Raw genomic sequence first — 14,246 nt, 5'->3', positions numbered from 1 at the left:
GCCGGGCACATGTCCTTCACTTTCGCTTTCACTGTTACAGTCCACTAGAGGTTACAATTTCGCCTTAGCTCATCATGCAGCACGCTAGCTCTACAGGTAAATAAGAATATGACCGTCACCACGAATACAGACCAGGCAGACAGCTCAGAAGCCATCGCCCTAGACATCACCACGGCCATCGCCGAGCAAAGGCTGCCGCCCGGCACCAAGCTCAGGGAAGAGGCACTGGCGCGCATGTATTCTGTCAGCCGCACCAAAATCCGTGCTGCCCTGGTCATGCTGGCCAAGGACAAGCTCATTGACCTCGTGCCAGAAAAAGGTGCCTTCGTCAGCAAGCCCAGCGAGCAGGAAGCACACGAGATATTCTTCGTCCGCCGCATACTCGAAGCCGCCCTGGTACGCGAATTCATCGCCAAGGCCACAGCGGATGATTACGCCCGCATAGAACAACACCTGCTCCAGGAACGCCAGGCCATCAGCGACAACAACGTACAAGAACGCTCAACCCTGCTCAGCGATTTCCACATCCTGCTCGCCAAAACCGCAGGCAACCAGGTGCTGACCGACATCCTCATGAAACTCGCGGGCCGCAGTTCCCTCATCACCATGCTCTACCAGTCCAGCCGCGACGCCAGTTGCTCCTCAGACGAACACGTAGAATTCATCAAGGCGGCAAAAGCAGGCGACGTAGAAAAAGCCGTAGAACTGATGGCCCATCATCTGCACCATGTTGAATCAGCGCTGCAATTCAAGGAAGTGGCTAAGAGTGACAAGAAGGATTTTATTTCGGCCTTGCTGGCTTGAGCGATTGAGCTTTAATGCGAAAAGCGATTTGGGCAAATCCGGGGGAAGCAATATTCACGCATACTTAAACGTACATGTGATCGTGCAGGGCTTATCACTGGCTGGAGTCATTAAACGATGATTGACTGGGATTCATTTGGAACAGAGAAAAAATCATCTGTCGATACACGGATCGTGTCTGTAGTACAGGAAAAACTTAATGTTATTTTTCCACAATCGTATGTAGATTTAGTGATGTATTGTGATTGTGCTTGTCCAGAGATATCTACTTTTGAATACCAGGAAGAAGAGACATGCATCAGTGAATTTTTTGAATTCACTGATGAAGTCAGACAGTTTACTATTTCCTGGTATGCGCGCCCTCACGGAGTTTTTAATCTGCCAGAAAGATTTATTCCAATAGCAAGAGATGCCGGAGCTTATTTGATTTGTTTGAATTTTGATAAAAGCTCGCCTACAGTTGATATATTCGATCCGGCTTCGGGGCAATCACTTTTCGTAGCTCGTAGTTTCAGTGAATTCGTGAGCTGTTGGCATGAATAATAGTGCCCACTCTGGCTGAATTGATTAATTCCATTTCCAGTTGATTTTGAAATCAGATGGCCGGGCAAAATGAAATTTTCAAAAAGAACTTATATCGTAATCGGCATCGCATTGCTGTTTCAATTAGCAGCTGCAACTTCATGGTACTTAACTTCGCCGCATTTATCACAAGAATCCAGATACTTTCCATACATTTGGCTTACTTTGTGTGGCTTTTTTATTGGTTTATTTGAAAATAAAAATTACATATTGAAAGCTGTCATACTTGGATTTTTAATGGCCATTTTGAATTCTGTTACTCATTCGATAGCCTCATATATAGGTGTCCCGGTTGACCTGGGCAATTTTTCTGACGCACCACTTCTTGCATTAATAGTCTTGCCGATTTGTGTTGCTGGAAGTTTATGTGGGGCTTTTTTGGGAGATTTGATTTTTCGGTTTTTCTTCAAAACTTAAAGAAGAATCCCCCGGAGGTATGATTAGAGGAGCGTAATCATACGCATGTTGACTCACTCAAGATGTATCGAGAAAGATGATGTTTGCTATATTAAAGTGAATCCAAGATGATGATGCGCAACTCCAGACATGCTTGTAAGGCTTGACCTCGCGTAAACCGCAAACTATACCGTTGTTGAAATTCCCAAAGGATGCAAAATCTTCTCTGCAACTCGCAAGTGCTTATCACATTCCATAGCGTTCATATTCAAACCACCGCATGCTTCCACATAACTATCGTCATCCATAAGGTCTGCTGACAGCGCATATCGAACTGCCGCATACAGCACCGCATCTGCCTGTCTTAGCTTTCGCGCAGACAGTGCCAGCGTTTCTATAATAAATTGGACGTCAGAGACCATTTCAGAAATGGTGAGAATTGATAGGCAGCCTGTCAGGATAGCTTCATCATTGGCAACGAGTATTCGATGCTGGAGTGCTTTTTCAAATGCTATAAAATCTGAGCTATTCTTTATTGCAATCCAGCTACTTTTACTTTTTTCCTGCTCGATGAATGAGTGAATTTCTGAAAAAAGATTTTGTAACTCAATATCTGTACATGCATGTATTAGATTTGCAGCAGCTAAAAAATCCAAATTATCCATCAATAGTCACCGTAATAGAGAGTCAAAAACAGAGCTGCGCTAACGTGCAACCGCCTCTGTTTTTCAGTGGGGCGCTGACCAATATCAACTGATCAGCTTGACGCCGCAGGCGGTAATGCTGCCATCATCTTCTGCATTTTCTCCAGATAGGTGCTCGCTTCTGCCGCCACGCTTGCATCCGGATAGCGTTGCAAGATCACATTCACGATGGAAATTGCCTGCGCATATTTGCGGAAATGGTCGCCGGACAGGCGGGCAGCCAGCATGTATACGGCTGGGATGTCTGCATGCTTGGGGTTCTTTTTATCAAAGCCCTGTATCAGGTTCATCGCGCCCTTGAAATCATTGGTCGCAAAAGAACTGCTGGCAACCTGCAGGATATCGTCAGGCTGCACTTCAAAAGCCGGGTCGCGCTTTTTAAGTTCGCCCAGCATATGCATGGCTTTTTCGTGGTAACCAGCTTTGCCCAGGACCAGCATATAGCGCCGCGCCTGTTCGCAGATACGTTTTTCATCGCCTTTTCGCAATAGCAACTGATACAGTTTTTCATTCAGGGTCAGGTTGCCGCGCTCATAGCGCATTTCATCTTCCAGTATGCGCAAAGCAGCATCCAGTTCACCCTTCATCAAGAGCGCGTCAATGCGCTGTATAAACGGGTCAGATGATGCTGGTGCCGCATTGTCCTGCGCCTTTGCACTGTCCCTGTGTGTATCAAAATCCACTGCTACATGCAAACCGAGTTGCTGATGGTATTGATACAGCACATAGCCCATCATCGAGTAGGTTGCCAGGATCAGGTAGAAATTCAGGAAGGTCATCAGCGGCACGCTCACGAAGGGCGACCAGGTGGGTGGTATCAGATGGCGCAAGCCTTCTATAGTCAGCAAGACTGCACCAAAGATCGCCCACACCACGAAGTAGGATGCACCCATGCCACGTATGAAGAACAAGGCCGTCGCAGGATTGAGTGCACGCCAGGCATTGTCTTCAATCGCCAGCACCATCACGGCAGCAGGTATCGGCAGGGCAAACAGTATCGCGACCAGATAAAACCATTTGGCGAAATGCACATCTGGTGCCATGAATCTATCCATCCTGCTGCGCGGCTGATTGCTGCTTTCTTCTTCCATGCCGTTAGTTTGCGCACCGTTTTGCGTACCATACGTTAGTTCCGCCTCGCGCATCGCGATACGGCGGGCTGCCTCTTCACTGCCATCGCTGACCTTGGGGCCAGTCATATCATACTGACTGATGGTTTTCTGTTCATCCTGCTCAGCATCGTCATCCTCATCCGGTGTCGCAGGCTTTCGAGCAGGGTAGGCATCATTACCCGGTGTTGCGGGCAGTGACGCTGCAGCAGGCAGACGCGAACTCGCAGCGGCGGCTTTGGACGCTGCCGCTGAAACGCTCGTATCCGGTTTGATGGCATAAGCAGAGACCACGATCATCAATACAAAATATAGCAAGAACACCAGATTTTGCTTGTATGGTCGTTTGTCCTTATTGCCCCAGATGGTGATGTCATCCCATTTGGGTTCCAGTTTGCCCATGGACGCCATTTCCATGACCGCATACGCATAACGCAAAAAGAACAGCGTCAGCAAGCCACGAAACATGCCAAAGGCAAACACCGTCACGATACTCAGGGCCGACAAGCCCGCAATCATGATCAGCGGTGCAGGCTTGAAAGGGAAGAGCAAAAAAGCAGGCAGGCGCTGCAAAAATGGCGTGATATCGTCTTGGTAAATCTTGATCTGGGGTTCTGCGGACATGGCTACTCTGAATTGTTGTTATGCACTGTAAAAGCGCGATATAGGGGCGGGCGACCCGGCAATATAAACGTAGTCAGGGTTGTGTGCAAGGCTGTTGCTGGAGGGAATGATTTCGCAGGGAAATATTAGTTACTTCGGGCAAATTTATTACCACACTTTGTGGCATGCATTACTGCTACCATCAAGCTATTAGGAATCAGTAGTTTATAGAGGGATATGCTACGCAAGGGAGAAGCGTGACGTACTGGCTTGGGCATGTTGAGGTGGTTGCAACTAATGTGAGATGCAACTTGGGTACGATTGCGTTTCACTCATCATACTTACACTTGCTGTTTTTGCGATGCCTCGGCTTTAAGCGCTTTAAGTTCAAGCAAAAATCCTTCGCATGCTCGGATATGACTGTCGAGCATCCAGTTCAAGGTTTTTGCATCCCAAATGCCTGCCGATGCACCAATTCGTATCGCGATGACATCACTCTCAGACATGCCCGCCATCGCCAGTTGATTGAGTTCCGCCTTGAGCGCATGGATGTGTTCCGGGGCCAGTCTTTCGACGACATAATCGAGGACAAATTCTATCCATGGCTGGTCGTTAGAGCGCAATATTTTCTTGATATGCGGAATGAGTGGGTCGCCAACCGTGACAAGAAAATCCGCAATCGGTCTCGCAATTGGATAATTGATATCCTGCAGCCAGATAAACAGGCCTTCGAGTATGGGCTCTGCGGCTGCAGGCCCTGCAGCAATTACGGCTTTTACTCTTTCATGATCGTGCTTGTTTCTTGGACACAGATTCTCGGATGACATTTTGCCTCAAGTTTCTGATAGAAAGTCGTGCAGGGATTCTGATACTTTCCTGATGGGTGGGTAGCCAGGCTCGCATAACCATATTGTGCCAGTTTTGTTGCATGCACCAAAATAGAAATCAGAATTTGTAGTGGCAATGCAGATTGGTATTTCTTCCGATAACATGAGACTCACATCGGACGCTGTGGACTCAAGTTCCTGTTGATTCCAGCTAGCATGGATAATGCATTCTTCACCGGAGTGATTTGCGTAGATTGGTTTTCCAAAATAGCTGGTGAAAAAATCGCCGATTTCAGACCGCAACTTTAACTTTTCAATGGTAGTCTTGTCGCTAATCGGTGCAGGGTGCCAATGCACAAATCCGTTACTATCCGCAGGCAAAATCACGCACGGTGAAGACCATTCAGGGATATATTCAATTTTTTCGAAATTCGCTTGCCATTCCAGGCCAGCTAGCAGTAGTTCTGCGATCGTTCTCATTTCTTGGTTCTTTAACAGGAAGTATTATTAGTATATCTTGCTGATTGCTCTGCGCATGGCGGCGCTCAGGCTGATATTTCCAAGTTTGAGGCTGGATAAAAAGACGCGTAATGCTCAGCTTGCATAGAATAACACCATGAGCCTGACTGGAGAGCAGCCAGCACAGGCACAATGGGATGACATTTGTCATGCCATACTGCTTACAGTCGCTACTTATACAGAGGGCCCGGTTTCCCTATACTGAAGTCTCCATCAACCAAGCAAGGAAAGTTGCCATGTCCGACATACTCTCTTACTCACAAATTGTTCCCCTGGGTGCATTTGCTGTTGCTATCGCTTATGCAGTGTGCCATGCCTGGATCAAGACTAGCCAGCAAGAAGCCGACCTGCAACAGCGCACCATGGAACACCAGCAAAAAATGAGGGCCATGGAGCTCGATATTATTCGCAACCAGGCGGCAATCGCAGACAGAAAAAATCAGGTAGCAGCCTGAATGAGACTGATGCCTCTTTTTGTAAGCCTGCTACTTTTCCACAGTAGCGCCTTTGCACATGACGGTGGAGGGCTGCTGACACTGGCCGCAAGTATAGGCGGGTTCGCGGCTATCGTTGTTATCATCTGGTCGTTGGCGCGTGGGCCGGGGAAAGAGAAAAAATCCAGTAAAGCATTTTCTGTGTTGGGGAATGCCATATTGGCTTTCTTCCTGCTGGCTTTTTGCTATATCGCTTACTATTTTGTGTATGCAGCTATGGCTAAACACAACAGCATGAAATCTGTGTCACAAACTGATGCAGTTATCAAGCTTGAGAGTTATGTTTGCTCAACTATTTACATACGTACTACGATTACATTTCACTGATCGTATCTATGCTTATTAGATGCCCAAGCTCTGTTCTTATTGTATCGATGAGATCTGGTATCAATTTTTCTAAAATATAGCGCACATAATATAGGAAGAAAGTATCATACTTGCCAGACATTTTAATTAAATGTAGGGAGATGAAATGAGTAAGTTTATGATTTTTATTTTTCTGTTGTTCCCAATATATTCCCTCGCTCAAAGCAATGTATATCTATGTACGAATAAAAACGGCAAGAAAGAGTATAAAAACACTGATCAAACCGGAGTTGATTTTGCCATTTGCAAGAGGGTTGATTTGAATGGGATTGATAATGGTAAAAAAGAGTTACCAATAGGCAGTGATTGGGTAGAAGTATTACCGGACGTTGCAAAGCGATACTCGGAATATTTTAATAAGAAAAGTTTAACTGAAAATGGTAGTGCGAGAAAAGTATGGGTTCTTACTTCTTTTTATGATTTAAAGAACGAGAATGGAATTTCATACAAATCAACAAAACGTCTGCAAATTTATAAATGCAAACAAAATGAAGTAGGGAATGTACAGAGAATTGCTTATACAGGTAATATGGGCAGCGGTGACGTGGTGGCCTCAGATGTTATACCTATAAATAAAATTCAATATATTGAAGTCGTTCCAGAAAGTATGGGAGAAGGTGTTCTTAGGGAAATTTGCGCTTACAAAAAATAGCTTAAGCCTGAGACTGTGAGTCGAGCCTGCAAAAACACATGTGTGTTAATGTGAATCGCACATTCCGGCGAGTGGGGCAGTGCGATTCTTATATATGTTTACTTCGTCACAATCCCAAACGTCCCCTGCGCCTTGTCGATGAGGCCAAAGAAGCGCACCAAATCTATCTTGCTCCCATCGATTTTCAAGTCATCACTGAACAGCGTATCTTTAACACCCGCCGTCCCCGCCATCATCTTGATGAAGATGGGTTTGGTCAGTGTCAGTGTGGCATTCGCGTCTTTTACTGGTTCGGCTTTTTTGTGATGCAGTACGGCGTTTTCTATCCATAGTACGTATGATTCTTTGGTGTCGGTCAGTACCAGATTGAGCTTGTAGTCTTTGCCTTCGGCATCGGGGCCGTTGAGGCCGGCGGCCATGGCTTCGAGGAAGCGTTCTATCGGGGTTTGGCTCAGCATGTCTATCATGGCAGCGCGGTTGACGCCTTTGGCGGGTGAGCCGTTGCGCAGTTCGTTGGCTGCTGTGAGGTAGCTGTTGCGCCAGGTGGATGCCTCTGCTGCGTAGCCCATTTGTTCGTAAGTGCGGGCTAGGAGTTCTTTGGCGTTTTTGTTTTTGCTGTCGGCAAAGACGACGTGGTTCAGCAGCTCGGCTGTCCAGCGGTATTCTCCTTTGTCGAACGATGTTTGTGCGGCGGCGATGGCTTTGTCTGCGCCGCCCAGTAATTCTACATAGTGTTTGGCGGATTCCTGTGGTGGCAGGCGGTTCAGGTTGGCGGGGTTGCCGTCATACGCGCCTATGTAAAACTGATACACGGCTTTGATATTGTGGCGCAGGTCACCGTAGTAGCCGCGCGCACCGAAATAGTTTTCCAGTGATTTGGGCAGCTTGATTTTGTCGGCGATTTCGTAAGGCGTGTAACCTGCATTGATGAGGCGCACGGTCTGGTCGTGGGTGTATTTATAGACATCGCGCTGCTTGGTGATGAATTCTGCAATGCGTGGTTTGCCCCAGATGGGCCAGTTGTGCTGGCCAAAATAGACATCGGCATCGGCACTTTGTGCCAGTGCCTGTTCGAGGTAGCTGCTCCAGCGTTGTGCATCGCGTGCCTTGGCACCGCGCACGGGCAAGAGATTGTGCATGGTTTGCGCGAGTATCTCGGCACCGGCATAGGCTTTTTTATCGGGGATGCTGAAGGTCAGTTCTGACGGTGCTTCTGCACCCGGCACATTGTGGAAGACAAAGTTCACACCGTCCAATGTCAGTTCCTGCGTTTCTTTGGTGACGAGCTGGTTAGGTGCCAGCACACCTATGCTGCCGTAGGCGACCGCTTTGCCCAGACCAGTATCGACCAGGCCCTTGGGCGAGCGCTCCAGGTCTTTGCCAAACTGGTAGCCAGAGCGCCTGGCCATGGCGGTGCCGACGAGGATATTTTCGCTGGTGGCTTCTTCCATGAAACCATCGGGGGCGATGACGGGAATGTTTTTGTTTTTGACTTCTTCTGGCGTGATGACGCCGAGTGCGCCACCAAAATGGTCGGCATGGCTGTGGGTGAAGACGATGGCAGTCACTGCTTTGTCACCGAGGTGTTTGCGGGCAAAGGCAAGGGCGGCGCTGGCGCTTTCTTTTGAAGTCAGCGGGTCAACGATGATCCAGCCTGTCTTGCCTGCTATGATGCTCATATTGGCGATATCAAAACCGCGCAACTGATAAATGCCATCGGTGACTTTGAACAGACCGATTTGCGCATTCAGTTTGGCATGCCGCCACAGGCTGGGGTTGACCGTGGCGGGGGCGGCTCCATCAATGAATTTCCATGCATCGAAATCGATAAGCACTTCACCTGCCGGGCCGAGGATTTTGCCTTCTGGTTTGGCGATCAGGCCGCGTTTGGCATCTTCAAAGTCTTGCTGGTCATCCAGCGCCAGGCTTTGTGCCATGTCGGCATTGGCTTTGACGGTGGTGGCCGTGGCGTCGCCCATGGGGGCGTTGCTGGCCTTTTGTCCGCAAGCGCTGAGGATGAGGCTGCTAGCGAGGCTGCCTATGAGCAGGGCGGCGAGAGGTGTTAACTTCAAGTGATGCATGACAGTCTCCATTATTTATTTTATGGAAGAGCGTAGGGCAGCGAGTTGTAGTTGTCCAATGCATTCTTAGGCTAAAATCAATGCACTGCATGCATGGGAGTATTTAAATGACAATGCTATGCTCAAGCATACACGCACCTATGTTTTATGCTGTCTTCTTCAGGTCAATCTCATGGAACATAATGGAACTTAAGCGACTCAAACATGTAGTTGCCCTGGCAGATGAAAAGAATTTCGCCCGCGCTGCCGAGCGCGTGCATCTGTCGCAATCTGCCCTTAGCCGTAGCATACAGGCGGCAGAGGCTGAGTTGCAGGTGCAATTGTTTGACCGTGGCACGACCGAGGTGCTGCCTACTCCGGCGGGCAGCTTTTTTATAGACCGGGCGCGCAAGCTGGTGTTTGACAGCAATTGCCTGCAAAGGGATATCGAGCTATACCGCAGCAAGCAGATAGGTGAACTGGCGATAGGCGTGGGGCCATTTCCGGCGGCGACCTTGCTGCCCATGCTGATGCCAGAATTGCGGCAGAATTTTGCCAGCGTCAGTTTGCGGGTAGAAGTCAATAACTGGGAATACCTGGCCCAGCATCTGCGGGCTGAAGAACTGGATTTTTTTGTGGCAGATACACGTGACCTGCCGCCGGACCAGGATCTGGACATTGATTTGCTGGCGCGCCAGCGCGGCGGTTTTTTTGTGCGTGCCGGGCACCCGTTATTGAGCAAGGCAGAAAGGCTGCCTGTGGATATCCTCGATTATGGCCTGGCATCGGTGTGTTTGCCGCAAGCGATACGCAAGGCACTGGCGCAATTACTGGGTTTGCCAGCGGGGGTAGCCTTGCCGATTGCGCTTGAATGTGACGATGTGCTGACACTGAAGCGTGCGGCTATGGAGTCTGACACCATACTTGCTGCCATCAATGCTGCCGTGGCAGACGAAATTCAGCGTGGCTTGATGCTGCCGCTGGTGATAACCGGTATCCCGAATATGCATTCCGAGGTGGGTATCGTTTCCCTGCGGGGGCGTAGTCATTCGCCAGTGGCGCAGTTTGTCATAGGCAGGTTCAAGGAATTGGCTGAATTGCATGCGCGGCAGTAGTGGACTTACGCAAAACCGCCCCAGCTGCGTTGCAGCTCCCGCATTTAGCAAATTCGGTACTAAAGTACTGTCTTCGTCGCTGACGGTGTAGTCGGGGTTTCAGGCAACATGTTGCCTGCCGACGGAACGAAGCTCTCTTGCAAGAGAGGTTTCCTAAAGCGATAGCCTTGCTGGGACAATTTTGCGTAAGTCCTAACATATACAGAGACAGGCCGGGCGCTAAAGTCCAAAACTCGCTAAAATCTTGCTTTCACTTAATTCACCGGAGCAAGCCTTGCATCGCAGTCACCACCACAGCGCCATTCTCGCCAGCATACCCGGCATACAATATGGCTTTGGTAACGCCCGGGATTTTGTGCCAGCCAGCCTCAGCGGGCATTGGGACACCGTACCCAACAAACTGCAGGTACATGGTACCCGCGTGGTGGAAGTGACAGAACAATTCCAGCAATGTGGCGATGCCGATGCTTTTTTCACGCGCCTGCCTGGCATACCCGTGACCGTGATCACTGCTGATTGTGTGCCAGTTTTGATGGCTAGACGGGATGGCAAGATGATCGCTGCTGCCCATGCAGGCTGGCGCGGCATAGTCGGCGGTGTAGTGCAGACGCTATGGCAAGAACTGGCTGCGCAAGGCGAGCAACCGCAAGACTGGGTGGCGGCCATCGGTGCGCATATAGGCCCATGCTGCTTTGAAGTCAGTGAAGAACTGGCTGCGGATTTTGTGCGGCAGTTCCCTGACCTGGATGCCACAGCCATCAACCCGCGTTACCGGCATGTAGACCTGAATGTATTGGCCAGACGTGCCTTGCAGCAAATCGGTATTACAGAGATTGACCATGCAGTGCCTTGCACCATGTGCAGCAAGACTGTAGAAGGCAAACATGTCTACCGCAGTTATCGTCGTGGTGACCGTAATTCTTTTCAGCATTCGGGGCTGGTGATTTTGCCGTAGAATCTTTGCTTGGACTGAACCCTTGGCCAGATTACTGGTCAAATCCGGCAATCTGGCTGGATTTTATCCCGGCAGCTATTCAGGCTGCAATTAGCAGCACTTTGTCGACCTATCTTGAGACGGACGCAATATGAGTAAACACACCCTGAATATCAACGGCAAGACGCAGGCCGTAGACGTTGCCCCAGATACCCCCTTGCTATGGGCGCTGCGTGACAGCCTGAACCTGGTCGGCACCAAATATGGCTGTGGCGTAGGGCAATGCGGTGCCTGTACCGTGCATATCAATGGTGTGCCTACCCGATCCTGCATGGTGCCGGTTTCTGCACTGGCCAAGCAAAAAGTCACCACCATAGAAGGCCTGGATGCCAAGGCCATGCACCCGCTGCAAACTGCCTGGCAAGAACTGGACGTGCCGCAATGCGGCTATTGCCAGGCAGGCCAGATCATGACGGCTGCTGCCTTGCTGAAAGACAAACCCCATCCTACTGACGCCGATATCGATGCTGCCATGGGTGGCAACCTGTGTCGCTGCGCTGCCTATATACGCATACGTGCGGGCATACACAGGGCAACAGAAATCGCTAATGGCAAGAAAAAGGTGGCGAAATGAATAAGCAGACAAACAACGCAGTACAGCCAGAAGTAAGCTCCCCGGCCCGCCGTGACTTTTTACGTATGTCAGCGTTCACTGGCGGTGGCCTGGTACTGGCTTATCTGGGTGTAGGCGATAGTGCGATGGCGCAGATCAGCAAGCCTGCTGCTAATGCAATGAGTACCGCTACAGACTTTGTCCCACATGCCCTGATACGCATAGGTAGTGATGGCACGGTGACCCTGGTTTCCAAACAACCTGAGATAGGCCAGGGTATCAAGACTTCACTACCTATGGTGATTGCCGAAGAGCTGGAAGTGAGCTGGAAGGATGTACGTATCATCCAGGGTGACCTTAATCCTGCCTATGGCAGCCAGGGTGCGGGTGGTTCGACTTCCACGCCAACCAATTACAATGAATTCCACAGGCTGGGTGCCACGGCACGCACCATGCTCGTCAGTGCGGCTGCGCAAACCTGGAATGTGCCAGCATCTGAATGCCATGCGGCGGACAGTGCCGTGCACCATGCTGCCAGCCAGCGTAAGCTGACGTATGCGGCATTGGCGGCGAAGGCTGCCACATTGCCTGTGCCAGATGCCAAGGATGTCAAACTCAAGGACCCGGCGCAATTCAAATTGCTGGGTACGCGCATAGGCGGGGTTGATAACTCATCCATCGTTAGCGGCAAGCCGCTGTTTGGTATCGATGTGAAATTGCCCGGCATGGTGTATGCAGTTTACGAAAAATGCCCGGTCTTTGGTGGCAAGGTCGTCAGTGCCAATCTCGACCATGTCAAGGCCCAGCCTGGCGTCAGGGATGCCTTTGTCATTGAAGGTACGGATAACCTGCGTGGCCTCATGCCCGGCGTTGCCATTATTGCCGAGACTACCTGGGCCGCCTTTAGCGCCCGCAAGCTGCTGGAAGTGAAATGGGATGAAGGCAAGGGCGCAACTGAGAGCTGGGCCGGTTTTGCCGAGCAAGCCAAAAAACTGTCTACCCAGCCAGGCACCGCCACTTTGCGCAAGGATGGTGATATTGCAGCTGCCATGGGCAAAGCCGCCAAGACAGTGGAAGCTGCCTATTCCTACGCCTTCATTTCGCATGCCAGCATGGAGCCACAAAATTGCACGGCTGCGTATAACGCACAAGACAGCAGCCTAGAGATCTGGGCACCAACTCAGTTGCCAGAATCTGGCCAGGCTCTGGTGGCCGATGTACTCGCCATGCCTAAGGAAAAAATCAAGCTGCACATCACCCGCAGCGGTGGCGGTTTTGGCCGCCGCCTCAGTTCTGACTTTATCGTCGAAGCGGCAGCGATTGCGAAACGCGTCAATGCACCAGTCAAGCTGACCTGGTCGCGTGAAGATGATATGCGGCACGACCATTTCCGCGCGGGCGGCTTCCACTTCTTGCGCGGCGCGGTGGATGACAAGGGCAAGCTCACAGCCTGGCATAATCATTTCGTCAGTTTTGGCAACAAGGTCATGCGGGATGGCAAGCCGCAATTGCAGGCGGGCAGTGGTGCTGGTTTGTCGGGAGATGAATTCCCTGGTCGCTGGCTCGACAATTGCCTGCTGGAACAGACGCTGATGGAATGCAATATCCCCATGGGCCCATGGCGTGCGCCGGGCAGCAATGTGTTTGCCTGGGTTTTCCATAGCTTTATTGATGAACTGGCCCATGCTGCAGGGCGTGATCCTATGGAATTTCGACTCGATATACTCGGTGATAAAGAGATCGTACCCGGCACGGGCGAGCGTGGCCAGCCCTACCATGTAGGCCGCATGAAACGCGTCTTGCAGGAAGTGGCAATCAAGGCTGGCTGGGGTAAAAAGAAATTCGCCCGTGGCCAGGGGCAGGGCATCGCCTTCCATTTCAGCCATCGCGGCTATATTGCCCAGGTAGCGGAAGTGACGGTCAGTAAAAAGGGAGAGCTCAAGGTGGACCGCGTCGTCGTCGTGACCGACATAGGCTCACAAATCGTCAACCTCAGCGGCGCAGAAAACCAGGTACAAGGTTCAGTGCTGGATGGCATCAGCACTCTGATGTTCCCGGAACTGGATATACAGCGTGGCCGTGTCGTGCAGGGTAATTTCCATGAATACCCCTTGCTGCGCATCAAGGACAGTTATACCAAGGTGGAAGCACATTTCCTGAAGACGGATTTTCCTGTGACGGGTTTGGGTGAGCCAGCCTTTCCGCCAGTGGCACCTGCCATCTGCAATGCGATTTTTGCAGCGACCGGCAAGCGGGTCAGGCAGTTGCCGTTGACGCATACGGATTTGAGTTGGAGTTGATGGGGTAATGTTTCGTCATTTGGGGCGGGTGTAGAATTTAAACCCCTTCCCCTTCAAGGGGAAGGCGGGGATGGGGATGGGTTTCTAAGGTAAATTCATTTGCCGTTAATCGACCGAAACCCATCCCCACCCTGACCCTCCCCTTGAAGGGGAGGGGATCGTTAAATT

At 50.5% G+C, this 14,246-nt stretch carries 15 protein-coding genes; 10 read left to right on the top strand and 5 right to left on the bottom strand.

The features are described from left to right. Nucleotides 1-108: 108 nt before the first annotated feature. The 3 genes from ACO0LD_RS03870 (at nt 109) to ACO0LD_RS03860 (ending at nt 1,803) form a co-directional block, all read left to right on the top strand. Nucleotides 109-804, top strand: a complete 696-nt coding sequence (locus ACO0LD_RS03870) for a GntR family transcriptional regulator (RefSeq protein WP_423003878.1) — start codon at nt 109-111, stop codon at nt 802-804. A 117-nt stretch (nt 805-921) separates the two neighbouring features. Further along, nucleotides 922-1,347, top strand: a complete 426-nt coding sequence (locus tag ACO0LD_RS03865; RefSeq protein ID WP_423003877.1) for an SMI1/KNR4 family protein — start codon at nt 922-924, stop codon at nt 1,345-1,347. Nucleotides 1,348-1,416: 69 nt separating this feature from the next. Then, complete coding sequence (locus tag ACO0LD_RS03860; RefSeq protein WP_423003875.1) at nt 1,417-1,803, top strand: hypothetical protein; 387 nt, start codon at nt 1,417-1,419, stop codon at nt 1,801-1,803. A 164-nt stretch (nt 1,804-1,967) separates the two neighbouring features. On the opposite strand, the gene ACO0LD_RS03855 is transcribed toward ACO0LD_RS03860, so the two are convergent. The 4 genes from ACO0LD_RS03855 to ACO0LD_RS03840 form a co-directional block, all read right to left on the bottom strand. Beyond that, entirely contained in the window at nt 1,968-2,447 is a 480-nt protein-coding gene (locus tag ACO0LD_RS03855; protein ID WP_423003873.1) for a hypothetical protein, read from the bottom strand. A 92-nt stretch (nt 2,448-2,539) separates the two neighbouring features. Next, complete coding sequence (locus ACO0LD_RS03850) at nt 2,540-4,219, bottom strand: tetratricopeptide repeat protein (RefSeq protein ID WP_423003871.1); 1,680 nt, start codon at nt 4,217-4,219, stop codon at nt 2,540-2,542. Nucleotides 4,220-4,539: 320 nt separating this feature from the next. After that, on the bottom strand, nt 4,540-5,025 hold the full coding sequence (locus ACO0LD_RS03845; RefSeq protein ID WP_423003869.1) for a DUF5071 domain-containing protein: 486 nt from the start codon (nt 5,023-5,025) through the stop codon (nt 4,540-4,542). Nucleotides 5,026-5,031: 6 nt separating this feature from the next. Further along, complete coding sequence (locus ACO0LD_RS03840) at nt 5,032-5,505, bottom strand: SecY-interacting protein Syd (RefSeq protein WP_423003867.1); 474 nt, start codon at nt 5,503-5,505, stop codon at nt 5,032-5,034. A 275-nt stretch (nt 5,506-5,780) separates the two neighbouring features. Here ACO0LD_RS03840 and ACO0LD_RS03835 point away from each other — a divergent pair, with 275 nt between their 5' ends. The 3 genes from ACO0LD_RS03835 to ACO0LD_RS03825 all read left to right on the top strand — a co-directional run bounded on the left by ACO0LD_RS03835 (nt 5,781) and on the right by ACO0LD_RS03825 (nt 7,056). Further along, nucleotides 5,781-5,999 (top strand): hypothetical protein, encoded by a 219-nt coding sequence (locus tag ACO0LD_RS03835; protein WP_423003865.1) that lies wholly within the window; start codon nt 5,781-5,783, stop codon nt 5,997-5,999. Next, entirely contained in the window at nt 6,000-6,365 is a 366-nt protein-coding gene (locus ACO0LD_RS03830) for a hypothetical protein (protein WP_423003863.1), read from the top strand. It begins immediately after the preceding gene. 145 nt (nt 6,366-6,510) lie between these two features. Continuing rightward, on the top strand, nt 6,511-7,056 hold the full coding sequence (locus ACO0LD_RS03825; RefSeq protein ID WP_423003861.1) for a surface-adhesin E family protein: 546 nt from the start codon (nt 6,511-6,513) through the stop codon (nt 7,054-7,056). 98 nt (nt 7,057-7,154) lie between these two features. Here ACO0LD_RS03825 and ACO0LD_RS03820 read toward each other — a convergent pair whose 3' ends face one another. Then, nucleotides 7,155-9,137 (bottom strand): alkyl/aryl-sulfatase, encoded by a 1,983-nt coding sequence (locus ACO0LD_RS03820; protein WP_423003859.1) that lies wholly within the window; start codon nt 9,135-9,137, stop codon nt 7,155-7,157. A 182-nt stretch (nt 9,138-9,319) separates the two neighbouring features. Here ACO0LD_RS03820 and ACO0LD_RS03815 point away from each other — a divergent pair, with 182 nt between their 5' ends. From ACO0LD_RS03815 to ACO0LD_RS03800, 4 genes are all read left to right on the top strand, one after another. Continuing rightward, the gene (locus ACO0LD_RS03815; protein ID WP_423003857.1) at nt 9,320-10,231 is read left to right on the top strand and encodes a LysR family transcriptional regulator; all 912 of its coding nucleotides are present in this window, start codon (nt 9,320-9,322) and stop codon (nt 10,229-10,231) included. A gap of 274 nt (nt 10,232-10,505) precedes the next feature. Next, a complete protein-coding gene (pgeF, locus tag ACO0LD_RS03810; protein WP_423003855.1) occupies nt 10,506-11,186 on the top strand; it encodes a peptidoglycan editing factor PgeF in 681 nt (226 codons plus the stop codon). A 130-nt stretch (nt 11,187-11,316) separates the two neighbouring features. Next, complete coding sequence (locus tag ACO0LD_RS03805) at nt 11,317-11,799, top strand: (2Fe-2S)-binding protein (RefSeq protein ID WP_423003853.1); 483 nt, start codon at nt 11,317-11,319, stop codon at nt 11,797-11,799. Beyond that, nucleotides 11,796-14,078 carry a molybdopterin cofactor-binding domain-containing protein gene (locus ACO0LD_RS03800; RefSeq protein WP_423003851.1) on the top strand — a complete coding sequence of 761 codons (2,283 nt, stop codon included), beginning with the start codon at nt 11,796-11,798 and terminating at the stop codon, nt 14,076-14,078. The genes ACO0LD_RS03805 and ACO0LD_RS03800 overlap by 4 nt, the downstream gene beginning before the upstream one ends. The last annotated feature ends 168 nt before the right edge of the window (nt 14,079-14,246 follow it).

The organism is Undibacterium sp. Ji83W, from assembly GCF_049340385.1.
Classification (GTDB): Bacteria; Pseudomonadota; Gammaproteobacteria; order Burkholderiales; family Burkholderiaceae_D; genus Undibacterium.
The sequence above is the reverse complement of the archived record's forward strand: the minus strand, read 5'-3'. Positions and strand labels throughout refer to the sequence as shown.